Here is a 16,196-nt window from a genome sequence, read left to right as displayed (position 1 = left end):
TCCCCCATGCGTAAATTACTTGCTTTGACCCTCACCATGGCCCTGGTCGCCGCCGTTTCCGCCTATCTGGTCTGGACCCAGGAGCGCCCCGTGGGGCATTACCTGTCGGACCTGCGGATCAACCTGGCGGTAAACGAGGGCACTCCCGCCGATCACGGCAACCTGCTGGGCATCCAGCCGGAGCTGTTCCCCGCTGACTACCAGAGCCTGGAACGCTTGCACCTCAAGCTCTCGGCCTACCTACGCAATGCCCAGGAACTGGGCCTGCTCAACGATAAAACCATCGTGGTCCTGCCCGAACATGTCGGCACCTGGCTGATGGTCAGTGGCGAAAAAAACGAGCTGTATCAGGCGACTAACTTCAAGGAGGCGATGAACTGGCTGTCGGCGAGCAACCCTTTGCTGTTCCTGCGCGCATTGATCAGCGCCCAGGGCGATAACCGCCTGGACGATGCCTACCTGCGCATGAAGGCGCCGGCCATGGCCCGCGATTACCAGGTGCTGTTTGGTGGCCTGGCCAAGGAGTTCGGGGTGACCCTGGTTGCCGGCTCCATCGCCCTGCCCAACCCCAGTATCAGCCAGGGTCAACTGCAGGTCGGCCATGGCGCGCTGTACAACACCAGCCTGGTGTTCGACCGCGATGGCCTGCCGCTGGGCCAACCCCAGCGCCAGCTCTACCCGATTTTCGATGAGCGCGGTTTTATCGCCCCGGGCGACGAAAACGCGGTCAGCGTGATCGACACCCCGGCCGGGCGCCTGGGCATCCTGATCGGCAGCGACAGTTGGTACCCCGACAACTACCGCAAGCTCAACGAACAAGGCGCGCAGCTGGTGGCCGTGCCGGCACTGGTGATTGGCCGAGACACCTGGGACAAGCCATGGCGCGGCTTCAAAAGTGTGTCCACTCCCCCGGAAGTCAGCCTCAAGCCCGAAGAGCTCAGTGAAGGCGAAGCCTGGCATCGCCTGAGCCTGATCAGCCAGGCCCCCATCAGCCTGGCCGGTGCCGGCATGAGCGTATTCATGCGCGGGCAGTTCTGGGACCAGGGCACCAGCGGCCAGAGCTTTCTCAGTGCCAACGGTCAAGTCTTCGCCGACGGCAACGCACGTGGTGCGCGCCTGCTGAACGTGTGGCTGTAACTCCATGAAGCCGGCACCGATGCGCCTCGGGGACTTATCGGTGGGCATCGTGCACACCCTGGCCGACGCCATCCTCAGCCATGGCCTGGACCCGCAGCCGTTGCTGTTGCAATACGGCCTGGACCCGGCGCGCTTGAGTGAACCCGGCGCGCGCCTGTCGATCCCGCGCTATATGCGCCTGGGCCATGCGGCCATCCAACTGACCGGCGACCCCGGCCTGGGCCTGCGCATGGGCCAGTTGAGCCGTATGAATCAACTTGGCCTGGCCGGCGTCACCGCCGCCCAGGCGCCCAACGTGCGCGAAGCGGCACGCACCCTGACGCGCTTCGAAGCCTTGTACGGCGCCAACTATCGTGGCCAGTCGAGCTTTCATGAAGACGCCCAGGGCGCTTGGCTGCGCTTCTATTCCATCAGCCCGTACAACGCTTATAACCGCTTCGTGGTGGACTCGATTCTGGCCGGCTGGCTGCATCAGATGGCAAACTTGTGCCAGCAGCCGGTGCTGGCCGAGCGCATCGAAATCGAATTCGCCGCACCGGACTACAGCGCCAGCTACAGCGTGCTGGGCGAGTGCCCGGTGCAGTTCGGCGCCGAGCTCAACCAACTGCGGCTGAGCCAGTACAGCCTGGGCCTGCGCAACCCGCAGCACTGCCCAAGTACCTGGCACTTGCTGGTGCAATTGTGTGAACGGGAGTTGGAACAACTGACCCGCACCCGCAGCCTGCGCGAGCGCATCATTCGTTTGCTGGGGCCGATGCTCAATGGCGGCCGGGAACCCGACCTGGAAGAAGTGGCGGCACGCCTGAAGCTGCCAACCTGGACCTTGCGCCGCAAACTGGCCGAGGAAGGCACGCAGTTTCGCGCGATTCTCAACGACACCCGCCGCGACCTGGCCATGACCTACATTCGCGACACGGAACTGGCGTTTGGGGAAATTGCCTACTTGCTCGGTTTTGCCTCAGCGGAGGCCTTTCAACGGGCCTTCAAGCGCTGGAACAGCCAGACCCCAGGGGAATTTCGCCGCAGTCAGCGGCATTCCGCCTGACGCCTGCCTACAGCTCGGTGGCGTCGTCGGCCGGGTGCGAAGGGTCCAGTTCAAAGGCCTGGTATTCCAGCAGCTCTTCTTGATAATCGTCCATCGTCGACTCCTTGTGTCATCAAAGCAGGTTGTTCAAGTGACCTGCATCACCAGCCTAAAGTACCGTGGTGACGAAAAAAAGACAGGGTCATGACATTCCTGCGCTCCAAGATTAAACGTAGCGACGGGCAACGGATTTAATACATCAAACTTGACCCTCTCGGCCCGCGCGTAATTACTCGCCGGTGGCCGGCAGCGGTGGAATCACCTCTGTCGGTGCCGGCAGCACAGGCGTAGTCGGCACTTCTGCTGGAGTTTGCGGGGTAATGGGCATGGCCTCTACCGGCGGTGCAAGCGGTTCCGAGACCGCTGGCGCGACAGGTACCGGCGGCACTTCTTTCGGCGCTTCTACCTTATCCACCGCCGGCGCGGGCTTGGGTTCCGGTACGCCGAGATCGGCCTTGGGCGCTTCGGGAATGTGCTCGGCGGCTTTCACTTCCTGGGGCAGGAACACATCCACCAGGGAAAAGTAGCGGTCATAGAACTTGGGCGAGGTGACCGTCTCGCTGGCCACCTTGACCATGGAGTCGTCGGTGGAGCCGATCGGCATCGACACCGAACCGAGCACGCCCACCCCCAGGCTGGCGGAGTTGTTGACTTTCTTCAGCGCGTAGCGATCCTGCAGGGCGTTGGCAAACATGGTGGCATGATGCTCGCCGCTGCCATCTTCGGCACACACCACGTTGAAACTGATCTGTAGATGGGTCTCACCGGTCTGCTGGAAACTTTTGTTACCGCTCACCAGCTTCGGGTCGCTGCTGGTGATGATGTAGCCCTGGCTGAGCAACGCCCGGCGTGCCGCTTCGCAGGCCGCGATATCGCTGACCGGGTAATTGCGCGAAAACGTACCGGAGTCGTCGAAGTTCTCATGTTCGTAAATAGCGGTCTTGGGCGACGAGCAGCCCGTGGCGCCTGCCAGCACCAGCGCGAGCGCGAGGCCACGCAAGTGAAATGAAGTTGACATTGATCATCCTGAGGAAAACGGTCAGGGCGGTATTGTGCAACAGATCACCGGCTGCGCGCGCGGATTCCTGTCGATAAAACGTCACCAGCCGGCTCGACACGCGGTGCAGGAAAAAGCCTGGCGCTCATATGATCGATAAACACCCGCAGTTTGGCCGAGGCATGTCGGCTCGACGGCCAGAGCATCCAGAAGCTGCCACTGTGCTCCAGGTAATCGTCCAGCACCCGCTGCAGGCGGCCCTGCTCGACGGATTCGCGGACCATGAAGTCCGGCAGGCAGGCGATCCCAAGGCCTTCGTGCACTACGTGCTTTAGCGACTCGATGGTCGTGCTGACCAACGGTGCACGCAGCACCGGTTCGGGTTCGCCCGGTAAATGGCGCAGGGGCCAGCTCTCCAGCTTGCCGGTGGCGCAAAACTTGTGACGTAGGCAGGCATGATGGTTGAGGTCCGTAGGACAGGCCGGTACGCCGTGTAAGGCGAAGTACTGCGGCGCTCCCACCAGCACCAACCGATAGTGCCCCAGCAGCCGCGCCGACAGCCGCGAGTCCTCGGGCTTGCCGGTGCGCACCACAGCGTCGAAGCCTTCCTCGATCACATCCACCATGCGGTCGGAAAAATCCACGTCCAGCTCAATCTCTGGATAGGACCGCATAAACTCGGTCAGCACCGGCATCAACAGGCCCCTGACCTGGGGCAAACTGATGCGTAATTTGCCACGGGGGGTGGTCGCTGCTTCAGTCAACTCCTGCTCGGCCGCTTCAACCTCGGCCAGGATCCGCCGTGAACGCTCGAGAAACAGCGCGCCCTCGGCCGTCAGCGTGATACTGCGGGTACTGCGATGGAACAGCCGCACCCCCAGACGCTGCTCCATGCGCGCAATGCTTTTGCCCACAGCCGAGGACGACACCCCCAGCAGCCGACCGGCCTGGGTAAAGCTGCGGGTCTCCGCGACCTGCACAAACACCGACATACTGCCCAGACTGTCCATTGTCACTTCCTGCGAATTGCGGACATAAACGTCCGATAAGTTCGGAACCTTAGCCCATTTTTCCAAGTGGTTCAGCCCCCTACTCTGCCCCGATGTCCTGATGCCTTGAATACGGAGCCGAGCCACATGAATGACTGCAGTACACCGCAATGCCTGCCCAGCGAGCGCGAACGCCTGCCCATGGCGGGCTTGCTGGCGCTGGCCACCGCCGGCTTCATCACCATCCTCACCGAGGCGATGCCCGCAGGTCTGCTGCCCCAGATGAGCGCCGGCCTCGGGGTAAGCGAGGCGCTGGTCGGCCAGCTCGTCACGCTGTATGCCCTCGGCTCGTTGCTGGCCGCCATCCCCCTGACCATCGCCACCCGTGGCTGGCGCCGCCGCCCCTTGCTGATGCTAGCCATTGGTGGCTTCGCGCTAGTCAACAGTGTCACGGCACTATCAAGCGTGTATTGGCTGACCCTGGTCGCACGGCTGTTGGCCGGGGTGTTCGCGGGCTTGCTCTGGGCACTGCTGGCAGGATATGCCAGCCGCATGGTGGCCCCGCACCTACAGGGCCGGGCGATTGCCGTGGCAATGCTGGGCGCGCCCCTGGCGTTATCCCTTGGAGTGCCTGCCGGAACGTTTCTGGGCACTGCAGTGGGTTGGCGCTTGAGCTTTGCGATCATGACCGGGCTGACAGTGCTGCTACTGGCGTGGGTACGCTGGCAGGTGCCGGACTTTGCCGGGCAACGTGCGCAACAGCGCCTGGGCTTGCGCCAGGTCCTGCGTTTGCCGGGGGTGCGACCGGTGCTGTGGGTGACCTTTACCTACGTGCTGGCGCATAACATTCTGTACACCTATATCGCGCCGTTTCTGGCGCCCGCCGGGCTTACCGCCGACATCGACCGGGTGTTGCTGGTATTTGGCCTGGCCGCGCTGATGGGGATCTGGATCGTCGGCCTGTTGATTGACCGCCTGCTGCAGGTCCTACTGGTGAGCAGCTGCACCCTGTTTGCCGCTGCAGCATTGGCCCTGGGGCTGTGGATCGCCTCTACCGAGGTCGTCTACCTGTCAGTCGCCATCTGGGGCCTGGCATTTGGCGGCTTGCCTGCCTTGCTGCAAACCGCGCTGGCCAAATCGGCCGGTGACTCGGCGGATGCAGCCCAGTCGATGCTGGTGACGGTGTGGAACCTGGGGATTGCCGGCGGTGGGCTGCTGGGCGGCGTACTGCTTCAGGGATGGGGCGTCATGTGGTTTCCCTGGGTCGTTGCCGCCTTGGCTACGCTGGCATTGATCAGCACCCTGCAGCCTCGCCGCACCTGACAAACAGGCAAAAAAAGACCCCGGTTTCAGGCCGGGGTGTTTTTTTGAAACGGTATTACTACATCAGAACCGCTTGATGTCAGCCTTGGTTTCCAGCTCCTTGCGGAACGCGGCGAAGTCCTGCTGACCGACCCGCGAAGCGAGGAAGCGACGATATTGCTCCTTCTCTTCATCGGTTGGCGCAGCGCCTTCGTTGACGTTGTTCAAGCGCAGGATCATCAAGCTGCCATCCGGCAGGGTCACGTCGGTGAAGGTCGGTTTGTCCTTCGCCGCCGGCTTGGCCATGCGGAACAGCGCTTGCAGCACGGCAGGCTCGACGCCTTCCTGGCCACGGGTAGCAGCTTCGGTGACTTTCCAGGCCTGGCCATCAACCGCCTGGTCCAATGCCAGCTTGCCGTCGCGCAGGTTAGCGATCAGCTCGTCAGCATGGGTCTTCGCCGCAGCGCTTGCACGCTCCTTGGTCAAATGGGCACGGATGGCGGTCGCCACGCTTTCCAGCGGCAGTTGCTCCGGCTTGCGGTGCTCCTTGGCGCGCAGGACCACGATGGTTTCCGGATCCAGCTCGATGGCGGTGCTGTTGGCACCCTCATCCAGCACTTCAGGGCTGAAAGCCGCCTGGATCACAGCACGGTTGGCCGCGATGCCTTCGCCACCTTCACGGCCAAACGGCGCCGAAGTGTGTACGGTCAGCTTCAGGTCCGAAGCTGGCTGGGCCAGGTCGGAGGCTTCGAATGCCGCATCTTCCAGTTGCTTGGTTGCCTCGACGAAGCGCTGCTCCACTTGCTGGGTCTTCAGCTCGCGGGTCAGCTTGTCTTTCAGGCTGGCGAACGAAGGCACTTCTGGCGCTTCAACACCCAGCAGCTTGATCAGGTGCCAGCCGAAGCTGGAACGTACCGGTGCCGAGACCTGGTCCTTGTTCAAGGCGTACAGGGCGCTTTCGAACTCAGGATCGTAGACGCCAGGGCCTGCAAAACCCAGGTCGCCGCCGCTGTTGGCCGAACCCGGATCCTGGGAGAACTCCTTGGCCAGGGCCTCGAAGCTTTCGCCCTTGGCCAGGCGCGCCTGGACTTCCTCGATCTTGGCCTTGGCCTGGGCCTCGGTGACCTTGTCGTTGACTTCGATCAGAATGTGCGCGGCACGACGCTGTTCAGCGAGGTTGGCGGTTTCTTTCTCGTACAGGGCCTGCAGCTCATCGTCCTTGACCGCTACCTGGTCAAAGAACGAAGACTTCTTCAGCTCCAGGTAGTCGATGACGACCTGGTCCGGAGTCATGAACTCTTTGGCGTGTTGGTCGTAGTAAGCCTTGACCTCGTCGTCGGTGAGTTTCACGGCTGCCGGGTCGGCCTTGATGCTGACGGTGGCGAAATCACGGGTCTGTTTTTCCAGACGCGCAAAGTTCAGCACTTCCTGGTCGGTGACAAAACCGCTGCCGGCAATGCCTGCGCGCAGTTGGCCGATCAGCATTTCCTGGGTCAGCATCTGCCGGAACTGCATACGGCTGTAGCCCAGTTGACGGATCACCTGATCGAAGCGTTCAGCGCTGAACTTGCCGTCTTCCTGAAACTCCGGGGTCTGCAGGATCACTTGATCCAGTGCAGCTTCCGAGAAGGAGAACTTCGAATCGGCCGCGCCTTGCAGCAGCAGCTTGCGATCGATCAGGCCTTTGAGGGCCGCCTCGCGCAGCATTTTTTCATCCAGCAAGGACGCGTCGAAGTCCTTGCCCAGTTGTTGCATAAGCTGCCGACGTTGCATGTCGACGGCCTGGCTCAGCTCGTTTTGAGTGATTTCTTCACCATTGACCTTGGCCGCGTCCTGGCTGTTGGTCGTGGCCTGGAAAATGGCCTCGATACCGGTGAAGGCCATCAATACAACGATGAGCCCGATAATGGTCTTGGCAATCCAGCCTTGTGAATTGTCCCTGATATTCTGCAGCATGCGTCCCCCAGAAACGGTTGAACTTCAAAAATTAGGCAACCGTGGAGCGTGGGTAGAATCCGGATAGAAGAAAGGCGCATCCGAGGATGCGCCTTCTCGTAACTGGCGGAACGGACGGGTGTTGAACCCGCCCCCCGGCGTCGCGACCCAATGGATACTCAGGTCAGTTGCCGCTCCGCTGCCAGGCCAGACCTGCGTCCAGCCCGGATAGGCAAAGGCTTGAACGAAGCTTAGTTGACGGCTTCTTTCAGGGCTTTACCGGCTTTGAAACCTGGTTTCTTGGCAGCAGCGATTTGCAGTGCTTTGCCAGTCTGTGGGTTACGGCCAGTGCGGGCTGGACGATCGGTCACAGAGAAAGTACCGAAACCTACCAGTACCACGGAGTCGCCGGCCTTGAGAGCGCCAGTGACGGATTCGATTACTGCGTCCAGCGCACGGCCAGCAGCGGCTTTCGGGATATCAGCAGATGCGGCGATAGCATCAATCAGTTCCGACTTGTTCACTCTAAGTCCCCTTATATCTATTGAGTATGATTCTAAGTTTTTTGGTGAAAGCAAAAACCAGTGCTGAATGGCCTACAGGCACTTATAAGAGCCGCTTTATAACAAGGGCTCTAAAAAGCTGTCAAGGAAGCCACCAAGCTTAAACGTATTAATGCGTGCTAATTCTTTCCTTAGAGTCAGTCTCGCGTTTTTCGTCCTTCGCGACTATCTCGGGAGCCACATCCGGCAAGGGCTCCGGCGCGTATTGCAGCGCAATTTGCAGGACCTCGTCAATCCATTTAACCGGTTTAATCTGCAGATCCTGCTTAATATTGTCAGGAATTTCCTTCAAGTCGCGAACATTCTCTTCAGGAATGATCACCGTCTTGATACCACCACGGTGTGCAGCCAGCAGTTTTTCCTTCAGGCCACCAATGGCCAGTACCTGACCACGCAGGGTGATTTCCCCGGTCATGGCCACATCGGCGCGCACGGGGATGCCGGTCAGGGCCGATACCAGGGCCGTGCACATGCCTACGCCAGCGCTAGGGCCGTCTTTGGGGGTCGCCCCTTCCGGCATATGGATGTGGGTGTCGTGCTTCTCGTGGAAGTCCAGGGGGATCCCCAGGCTGCGGGCGCGGCTGCGCACCACGGTCTGCGCGGCCGTGATGGACTCGACCATCACGTCACCCAGGGAACCGGTCTTGATCAGTTGCCCCTTGCCCGGGATCACCGCGGCCTCGATGGTCAGCAATTCGCCGCCCACCTGGGTCCACGCCAGACCAGTCACCTGCCCGACCTGATCCTGCTGCTCGGCCAGGCCATAGCGGAATTTGCGCACACCCAGGAAGTGCTCCAGCGCATCGGCCGTAACCTTCACGGAGAAGCGTTTTTCCAGGGCATGTTCTTTGACTGCCTTACGGCAGATCTTCGCCAATTGACGCTCAAGGCCCCGTACGCCGGCCTCGCGGGTGTAGTAGCGAATGATGTCGCGGATCGACTCGACATCAAATTCGATCTCGCCCTTCTTCAACCCGTTGGCCGCAATCTGCTTGGGCGCGAGGTACTTGACGGCGATATTGATCTTCTCGTCTTCGGTGTAACCCGGCAGACGAATCACCTCCATCCGGTCCAGCAGGGCTGGCGGGATGTTCATCGAGTTGGAGGTGCACAGGAACATTACGTCGGACAGGTCGTAGTCGACTTCCAGGTAATGGTCGTTGAAATTGTGGTTCTGCTCGGGGTCGAGCACTTCGAGCAAGGCTGATGCAGGATCGCCCCGCATGTCGCTGCCCATTTTGTCGATTTCATCGAGCAGGAACAGCGGATTGCGCACGCCAACCTTTGTCATCTTTTGAATCAATCTTCCCGGCATCGAACCGATGTAAGTCCGGCGATGTCCACGGATTTCCGCTTCATCACGCACGCCACCGAGGGCCATGCGTACGAATTTTCGGTTGGTGGCGTTGGCAATCGACTCGGCCAGCGAGGTTTTACCCACGCCCGGAGGACCGACCAGGCACAACACCGGGCCACGAATCTTCTTCACGCGCTTTTGCACGGCGAGGTATTCGAGGATGCGCTCCTTGACCTCCTCCAGGCCGTAGTGATCGGCGTCGAGGATATCTTCGGCACGCGCCAGGTCCAGGCGCACCTTGGTCTGGGCTTTCCACGGCACCTGCACCAGCCAGTCGATGTAGGAACGAACCACGGTGGCTTCGGCCGACATCGGCGACATTTGCTTGAGTTTGTTCAACTCGGCGGTGGCTTTGGTCAACGCATCTTTTGGCAGGCCTGCGGCATCGATGCGCTTTTTCAGCTCTTCGATTTCGTTGTGACCTTCCTCGCTGTCGCCGAGCTCTTTCTGAATGGCCTTCATCTGCTCGTTCAGGTAGTACTCGCGCTGGCTGCGCTCCATTTGTTTCTTGACGCGACCGCGAATGCGCTTCTCGACCTGCAGCAGATCGATCTCGGCATCCAGCAGGGCCAGGACATGCTCGACCCGGGTCGACAGGTCGATGATTTCGAGGATGTCTTGCTTCTGCTCGATCTTCAGCGCCATGTGCGCGGCCATGGTGTCGACCAGGCGGCTTGGCTCATCAATGCTGTTGAGGGAGGACAGGACTTCAGCCGGGACTTTCTTGCCCAGTTGCACATATTGCTCGAACTGGGACAGCAGGCTGCGTACAAACACTTCGGATTCGCGCTCAGGCGCATCGACTTCGTCGATCAACGCCACTTCTGCACGCAGGTGGCCGTCCACCTCCATGAAGCGCTCGACCGCACCGCGCTGCTCACCCTCGACCAGCACCTTGACGGTGCCATCCGGCAGCTTGAGCAATTGCAGAACGGTGGCAATGGTGCCGACGCGATACAGGGCGTCTTCGCCTGGATCGTCGTCAGCCGGATTTCTCTGGGCCAACAGCAGGATCTGCTTGTCGCCCGTCATCGCGGCCTCGAGGGCTTCGATAGACTTCTCGCGCCCCACGAACAGCGGGATAACCATGTGCGGATACACAACCACATCACGCAATGGCAAGAGAGGCAATTCAATGGTTGTCTTCATGATTTCGCCTCTATGACAGATGAAAGTAAGCTTGAAACCAAGATGGGGGCTGCGTGTAAAAAAAACAAGCTCAATGCTGGCAGTTACACACAGTAAAAATCCCTATGAAAAACAAAGGGGCCCCTAGAGGCCCCTTGTTTGTACCGAAACTGCGAAACGCTTACGCGTCTGGCGCAGCCTTGGCAGCCGGCTCACTGTTTTCGTAGATATACAGTGGCTTGGACTTACCTTCTATAACGCTTTCGTCGATCACCACTTTACTCACCTCGGACTGCGAGGGGATTTCGTACATGGTGTCGAGCAGTACGCCTTCGAGAATCGAGCGCAGGCCACGTGCGCCAGTCTTGCGCTCCAGTGCCCGCTTGGCCACCGATTTGAGCGCATCGGCACGGAACTCGAGGTCTACACCTTCCATTTCGAACAGCTTGGCGTATTGCTTGGTCAGGGCGTTTTTCGGCTCGGTGAGGATCTGAATCAGAGCAGCCTCGTCCAGTTCGTCCAGCGTAGCCAGGACCGGCAGACGGCCAACGAATTCCGGGATCAGACCGAATTTGACCAGATCGTCAGGCTCGACTTCACGCAGGGACTCGCCCACCTTCTTGCCTTCTTCCTTGCTGCGCACTTCTGCACTGAAACCGATGCCGCCACGGGTGGAGCGGTTTTGAATAACCTTTTCCAGGCCGGAGAACGCACCGCCACAGATAAACAGGATGTTACGCGTATCAACCTGCAGGAATTCCTGCTGCGGGTGCTTGCGGCCGCCTTGGGGCGGTACGGAAGCGACCGTGCCTTCAATCAACTTCAGCAGGGCTTGCTGCACGCCTTCACCGGAAACATCCCGGGTGATCGACGGGTTGTCGGACTTGCGCGAAATCTTGTCGATTTCATCGATATAGACAATACCCATCTGGGCCTTCTCTACGTCGTAATCGCACTTCTGCAGCAGTTTCTGAATGATGTTCTCGACATCTTCACCCACGTAGCCAGCCTCGGTGAGGGTGGTGGCGTCGGCGATGGTGAACGGAACGTTCAGCAGGCGAGCGAGGGTTTCTGCAAGCAGGGTTTTACCCGAGCCTGTAGGACCGATCAGCAGGATGTTGCTCTTGCCGAGTTCGACCTCGTCACCTTTCTTGTCACGCTGGTTCAAGCGCTTGTAGTGGTTGTACACCGCTACGGCCAGAACCTTCTTTGCACGCTCTTGACCAATCACGTACTGATCAAGGATGCCGCTGATTTCTTTAGGCGAAGGCAATTTATGCGCGCTGCTTTCGGCCTGTGCCTCCTGCACCTCCTCACGGATGATGTCATTGCACAGGTCGACGCACTCGTCGCAGATAAAGACCGAGGGGCCGGCAATCAATTTGCGCACTTCATGCTGGCTTTTGCCACAGAAGGAGCAATAGAGCAGCTTGCCGTTGTCCTCGCCGTTGCGGGTGTCAGTCATTCGTTCGATCCAAATCCGATAGGCTTGCAACACAAGATGAAGGCTTATGCGGGCTTTTTCAAGCCCGCCGGTGGTCGGACATGCCGACCAGCCCTATTTTGAGCGGCTTATATTAAGCGGGGCGCTTGTCGATCACGGCGTCGATCAGCCCGTATTCACGCGCGGCCTCGGCACTCATGAAGTTGTCGCGGTTGGTATCGCGCTCGATTTCTTCCAGGGTGTGCCCGCTGTGCTTGGCCATCAGCGTATTGAGACGCTCACGGATAAACAGGATTTCCTTGGCGTGGATTTCGATGTCCGACGCCTGGCCCTGGAAACCGCCCAGTGGCTGGTGAATCATCACGCGCGAGTTAGGCAGGCAGAAACGCTTGCCTTCAGCACCTGCGGTCAGCAGGAATGCACCCATGCTGCAGGCCTGGCCAATGCATGTGGTGGATACGTTCGGCTTGATGAACTGCATGGTGTCGTAGATCGACATGCCCGCCGTCACCGAACCGCCTGGGGAGTTGATGTAGAGATGGATGTCCTTGTCCGGGTTTTCCGCTTCAAGGAACAGCAGTTGCGCACAGATCAGGTTGGCCATGTAGTCCTCTACCGGACCAACCAGAAAGATCACTCGCTCCTTGAGCAGGCGCGAGTAGATGTCGTAGGCGCGTTCGCCACGAGCAGATTGCTCGACAACCATCGGGACCAGGCCGCCTGCGGCCTGGATATCAGAGTTCTGCTGAATATACGAATTACGGAACATGCTCTGCAGTTACTCCCAAATAGTCATGTCTTGAATACGCATAAGCCAGCGCGAGGCTGGCTTATGGGTGTATTTTCAAACGAGTTGGACAATCAGTCGGCTTGTGCTGCTTCTGCCGGCTTGACTGCTTCTTCGTAAGAGACCGCTTTGTCGGTCACCTTAGCCTTCTGCAGAACAGTATCCACAACTTGTTCTTCCAGCACAACCGAACGGACTTCGTTCAACTGCTGGTCATTCTTGTAGTACCAAGCCACGACCTGCTCAGGCTCCTGGTAGGCCGAAGCCATTTCCTGGATCATTTCGCGAACGCGGTCTTCGTCAGGCTTGAGGTCGAACTGCTTGACCACTTCAGCCACGATCAGGCCCAGCACGACGCGGCGCTTGGCTTGCTCTTCGAACAGCTCGGCCGGCAGTTGGTCAGGCTTGATGTTGCCACCAAACTGCTGAACAGCTTGTACGCGCAGGCGGTCCACTTCGTTGGACAGCAGAGCCTTAGGCACTTCGATCGGGTTGGCGGCCAGCAGACCGTCCATGACCTGGTTCTTGACCTTGGACTTGATGGCCTGGCGCAGCTCACGCTCCATGTTCTTGCGAACTTCGGCGCGGAAACCTTCGATACCGGTTTCCTTGATGCCGAACTGGGCGAAGAACTCTTCGTTCAGTTCTGGCAGCTTAGGCTCGGAAACACTGTTGACAGTCACGGTGAACTCGGCGGCTTTGCCAGCCAGATCCAGGTTCTGGTAGTCAGCAGGGAAAGTCAGGTTCAGAACACGCTCTTCACCGGCTTTAGCGCCAACCAGACCGTCTTCGAAACCCGGGATCATGCGATTGGAACCCAGTACCAACTGGGTGCCTTTGGCTGAGCCGCCAGCGAAGACTTCGCCGTCAACCTTGCCTACGAAATCGATGTTCAGCTGGTCTTCGTTCTGGGCAGCGCGATCGGCCACTTCAAAACGGGTGTTCTGCTTGCGCAGGATTTCCAGCATGTTGTCCAGGTCGGCATCAGCCACTTCGGCGCTCAGGCGCTCGATTTCGATACCTTCGAAGCCAGCGACGGTGAACTCTGGGAACACTTCGAATACGGCAACGTATTCAAGGTCCTTGCCAGCTTCCAAGGACTTAGGCTCGATGGAAGGCGAACCAGCCGGGTTCAGCTTTTGCTCGACAACAGCTTCGTAGAAGGAAGCCTGGATCACGTCACCTACGGCATCTTGACGCGCGTCAGCACCAAAGCGGCGCTTGATTTCGCTCATCGGCACTTTGCCTGGACGGAAACCAGCGATCTTGGCCTTCTGGGCAGTCTGCTGCAGACGCTTGTTGACCGCAGTCTCGATGCGCTCTGCCGGCACGGTGATGCTCATGCGGCGCTCGATAGCAGTAGTATTTTCAACAGAAACTTGCATGGATATTCCTCGTTGCACAGACGTTAGCCGGCCGTTTCCGACCCAAGAATCAAGGGCATGCATTCTAGTGGGTCAAACTCAAGAAGTCACCCTACTGAAAACGGGTTAAAAAACAGCAGGCATTTTACAGGTACGAATGCACGAATGCTCCTCGCCCCAGTGACAAATACAGCCAATCACGCCAGGGCTCTGTACCAACCCTTCTATATATAGAAGAAGCTGCCAACCATCTCCCTGGCTGCCAACCTTGCGCACAAGGCCGGCGGGTAGTACGGCATCATCGAGAAACAAAAATACGACGAAACGCCCACCCCTGCGACCCAGAACCTGCAGTCGCCGAATACGTAAACCGCTAAAACAAAAAAGGCGCCAGACTGTTAAATCTGGCGCCTTTCGGAATATGGGGTGGACGAAGGGGATCGAACCCTCGACAACGGGAGTCACAATCCCGTGCTCTACCAACTGAGCTACGCCCACCATATTGCGTGACAAAGAAGCCAATCGCCTTCTCTGTTAAGCACCAACCCAGCCCATGGCAAGGGTGACGCTGTATTTGGTGCGGATGAAGAGACTCGAACTCTTACGCCTCGCGGCGCTGGAACCTAAATCCAGTGTGTCTACCAATTCCACCACATCCGCGGCTTGAAGCTTTTAAAACAAAGGCGCCAGACCGTTAAATCTGGCGCCTTTTGAAATATGGGGTGGACGAAGGGGATCGAACCCTCGACAACGGGAGTCACAATCCCGTGCTCTACCAACTGAGCTACGCCCACCATCTTGCGCTACTTGTGCCAAAGCTGCCTAATGGCGCACCCGGCAGGACTCGAACCTGCGACCATCCGCTTAGAAGGCGGATGCTCTATCCAGCTGAGCTACGGGCGCCTGATTAATCTGTACTCTTGGAGGACTACAAACTAAATGCTTCCAGCCTCACACAATAAAACCACTATTGCGCTCGACCTTCTTAACCAGTGCTAGGCTGTGCCCGACAAGTGCGACGAATAGTATAGACGCCCCCAGGGGCCGTCAAATCTTTTTTGAAAAAAATTCATTTTATTTAAGGGGTTAGGGGAATTTGCAGACCAAGCGCCTTTGCCCTCACGTCCTGGCGTGCGAGAATGCGCGCACTTTTCCTCCCCCTCTCGATGGTTAATCACGCGTAATGACTGCACAACTTATCGACGGCAAATCAATCGCCGCCAGCCTGCGCCAGCAGATCGCCAAACGTGTCGCCGAACGTCGCAAGCTTGGCCTGCGCACGCCGGGGCTCGCGGTGATCCTGGTCGGCAGCGATCCTGCCTCCCAGGTTTATGTCTCGCACAAGCGTAAAGACTGTGAAGAGGTCGGCTTTGTTTCCAAGGCCTACGACTTGCCTTCCGACACCACCCAACAGGCACTGACCGACCTGATCGACGGCCTCAACGACGATCCGAACATCGACGGCATCCTGCTGCAATTGCCGCTGCCGGAGCATCTGGATGCCTCCCTGCTGCTGGAGCGCATCCGCCCCGACAAGGACGTCGACGGTTTCCATCCTTATAACGTCGGTCGCCTGGCCCAGCGTATCCCCCTGCTACGCCCCTGCACGCCAAAAGGCATCATGACCCTGCTGGAAAGCACCGGCGTGGACCTGTATGGGCTGGACGCGGTGGTCGTTGGCGCTTCCAACATTGTTGGCCGCCCGATGGCCATGGAACTGCTGCTGGCCGGCTGCACCGTGACCGTCACCCACCGCTTCACCAAGGACCTGGCAGGCCACGTCGGCCGTGCCGACCTGGTAGTGGTCGCCGCCGGCAAGCCGGGCCTGGTCAAGGGCGAGTGGATCAAGGAAGGCGCCATCGTGATCGACGTCGGCATCAACCGCCAGGAAGACGGCAAGCTGGTGGGCGACGTGGTGTATGAAACCGCCCTGCCCCGTGCCGGCTGGATTACTCCGGTGCCGGGTGGCGTAGGCCCGATGACCCGTGCGTGCCTTCTGGAAAACACTCTGTACGCGGCCGAAATGCTGCACAGCTAATAACCCGCCGCACTAAAGAAGCCCTGCCTTATGGCGGGGCTTTTTATTGCCCGCAAAAAAAGTCGTTTTTT

12 protein-coding genes and 4 tRNA genes are annotated in these 16,196 nt (G+C 59.2%); 4 read left to right on the top strand and 12 right to left on the bottom strand.

The genetic code is table 11. From position 1 onward, the window contains the following. The first annotated feature begins 6 nt into the window (after positions 1–6). Together ACO77H_RS11265 and ACO77H_RS11260 are read left to right on the top strand one after the other, a co-directional pair. On the top strand, positions 7–1,137 hold the full coding sequence (locus tag ACO77H_RS11265; RefSeq protein WP_169954396.1) for a carbon-nitrogen hydrolase family protein: 1,131 nt from the start codon (positions 7–9) through the stop codon (positions 1,135–1,137). 4 nt (positions 1,138–1,141) lie between these two features. Beyond that, on the top strand, positions 1,142–2,182 hold the full coding sequence (locus ACO77H_RS11260; RefSeq protein ID WP_169954397.1) for an AraC family transcriptional regulator: 1,041 nt from the start codon (positions 1,142–1,144) through the stop codon (positions 2,180–2,182). Positions 2,183–2,450: 268 nt separating this feature from the next. On the opposite strand, the gene ACO77H_RS11255 is transcribed toward ACO77H_RS11260, so the two are convergent. Beyond that, a complete protein-coding gene (locus ACO77H_RS11255; RefSeq protein ID WP_169954398.1) occupies positions 2,451–3,239 on the bottom strand; it encodes a DUF2242 domain-containing protein in 789 nt (262 codons plus the stop codon). Between the two features lie 44 nt (positions 3,240–3,283). Beyond that, the gene (locus ACO77H_RS11250; protein WP_432755459.1) at positions 3,284–4,228 is read right to left on the bottom strand and encodes a LysR family transcriptional regulator; all 945 of its coding nucleotides are present in this window, start codon (positions 4,226–4,228) and stop codon (positions 3,284–3,286) included. Between the two features lie 126 nt (positions 4,229–4,354). Here ACO77H_RS11250 and ACO77H_RS11245 point away from each other — a divergent pair, with 126 nt between their 5' ends. Next, entirely contained in the window at positions 4,355–5,530 is a 1,176-nt protein-coding gene (locus tag ACO77H_RS11245) for an MFS transporter (RefSeq protein ID WP_432755458.1), read from the top strand. Between the two features lie 63 nt (positions 5,531–5,593). Here the strand turns inward: ACO77H_RS11245 and ACO77H_RS11240 are convergent, their stop codons facing one another. From ACO77H_RS11240 to ACO77H_RS11195, 10 genes are all read right to left on the bottom strand, one after another. After that, positions 5,594–7,465, bottom strand: coding sequence for a SurA N-terminal domain-containing protein (locus tag ACO77H_RS11240; protein WP_432755457.1), 1,872 nt, complete (start codon positions 7,463–7,465; stop codon positions 5,594–5,596). A 230-nt stretch (positions 7,466–7,695) separates the two neighbouring features. After that, the gene (locus ACO77H_RS11235) at positions 7,696–7,968 is read right to left on the bottom strand and encodes an HU family DNA-binding protein (RefSeq protein WP_003174819.1); all 273 of its coding nucleotides are present in this window, start codon (positions 7,966–7,968) and stop codon (positions 7,696–7,698) included. 148 nt (positions 7,969–8,116) lie between these two features. Next, entirely contained in the window at positions 8,117–10,513 is a 2,397-nt protein-coding gene (gene lon, locus ACO77H_RS11230; RefSeq protein WP_169954402.1) for an endopeptidase La, read from the bottom strand. Positions 10,514–10,673: 160 nt separating this feature from the next. Beyond that, a complete protein-coding gene (gene clpX / locus ACO77H_RS11225) occupies positions 10,674–11,957 on the bottom strand; it encodes an ATP-dependent Clp protease ATP-binding subunit ClpX (protein ID WP_029298419.1) in 1,284 nt (427 codons plus the stop codon). 112 nt (positions 11,958–12,069) lie between these two features. Continuing rightward, complete coding sequence (clpP, locus tag ACO77H_RS11220; protein WP_029298421.1) at positions 12,070–12,705, bottom strand: ATP-dependent Clp endopeptidase proteolytic subunit ClpP; 636 nt, start codon at positions 12,703–12,705, stop codon at positions 12,070–12,072. Positions 12,706–12,797: 92 nt separating this feature from the next. Further along, on the bottom strand, positions 12,798–14,108 hold the full coding sequence (gene tig, locus ACO77H_RS11215; protein ID WP_029298423.1) for a trigger factor: 1,311 nt from the start codon (positions 14,106–14,108) through the stop codon (positions 12,798–12,800). Positions 14,109–14,509: 401 nt separating this feature from the next. After that, positions 14,510–14,585: transfer RNA gene (locus ACO77H_RS11210), tRNA-His, on the bottom strand. 77 nt (positions 14,586–14,662) lie between these two features. Next, a tRNA-Leu gene (locus tag ACO77H_RS11205) sits at positions 14,663–14,747 on the bottom strand. Positions 14,748–14,805: 58 nt separating this feature from the next. After that, positions 14,806–14,881, bottom strand: a tRNA-His gene (locus ACO77H_RS11200). A 32-nt stretch (positions 14,882–14,913) separates the two neighbouring features. Then, positions 14,914–14,990 (bottom strand) — tRNA-Arg (locus ACO77H_RS11195). Positions 14,991–15,270: 280 nt separating this feature from the next. Between ACO77H_RS11195 and folD the strand changes: the two genes are divergently transcribed. Next, the gene (folD, locus tag ACO77H_RS11190; RefSeq protein WP_432755456.1) at positions 15,271–16,125 is read left to right on the top strand and encodes a bifunctional methylenetetrahydrofolate dehydrogenase/methenyltetrahydrofolate cyclohydrolase FolD; all 855 of its coding nucleotides are present in this window, start codon (positions 15,271–15,273) and stop codon (positions 16,123–16,125) included. Positions 16,126–16,196 lie beyond the last annotated feature (71 nt).

Origin of the sequence: Pseudomonas sp. WMBT8 (assembly GCF_050916005.1) — a bacterium.
In the GTDB taxonomy this organism is placed as follows: domain Bacteria; phylum Pseudomonadota; class Gammaproteobacteria; order Pseudomonadales; family Pseudomonadaceae; genus Aquipseudomonas.
Note: the sequence above shows the minus strand (reverse complement) of the source record. Positions and strands in the feature narration are given on the sequence as shown.

Excerpts from the sequence above, each read along its gene's own strand:
- ACO77H_RS11260 (WP_169954397.1), top strand. The coding sequence starts at position 1,142 with ATGAAGCCGGCACCGATGCGCCTCGGGGACTTATCGGTGGGCATCGTG.
- clpP (WP_029298421.1), bottom strand. The coding sequence starts at position 12,705 with ATGTTCCGTAATTCGTATATTCAGCAGAACTCTGATATCCAGGCCGCA.
- ACO77H_RS11250 (WP_432755459.1), bottom strand. The coding sequence starts at position 4,228 with ATGGACAGTCTGGGCAGTATGTCGGTGTTTGTGCAGGTCGCGGAGACC.
- lon (WP_169954402.1), bottom strand. The coding sequence starts at position 10,513 with ATGAAGACAACCATTGAATTGCCTCTCTTGCCATTGCGTGATGTGGTT.
- ACO77H_RS11240 (WP_432755457.1), bottom strand. The coding sequence starts at position 7,465 with ATGCTGCAGAATATCAGGGACAATTCACAAGGCTGGATTGCCAAGACC.
- ACO77H_RS11255 (WP_169954398.1), bottom strand. The coding sequence starts at position 3,239 with ATGTCAACTTCATTTCACTTGCGTGGCCTCGCGCTCGCGCTGGTGCTG.
- ACO77H_RS11245 (WP_432755458.1), top strand. The coding sequence starts at position 4,355 with ATGAATGACTGCAGTACACCGCAATGCCTGCCCAGCGAGCGCGAACGC.
- folD (WP_432755456.1), top strand. The coding sequence starts at position 15,271 with ATGACTGCACAACTTATCGACGGCAAATCAATCGCCGCCAGCCTGCGC.
- clpX (WP_029298419.1), bottom strand. The coding sequence starts at position 11,957 with ATGACTGACACCCGCAACGGCGAGGACAACGGCAAGCTGCTCTATTGC.
- tig (WP_029298423.1), bottom strand. The coding sequence starts at position 14,108 with ATGCAAGTTTCTGTTGAAAATACTACTGCTATCGAGCGCCGCATGAGC.
- ACO77H_RS11265 (WP_169954396.1), top strand. The coding sequence starts at position 7 with ATGCGTAAATTACTTGCTTTGACCCTCACCATGGCCCTGGTCGCCGCC.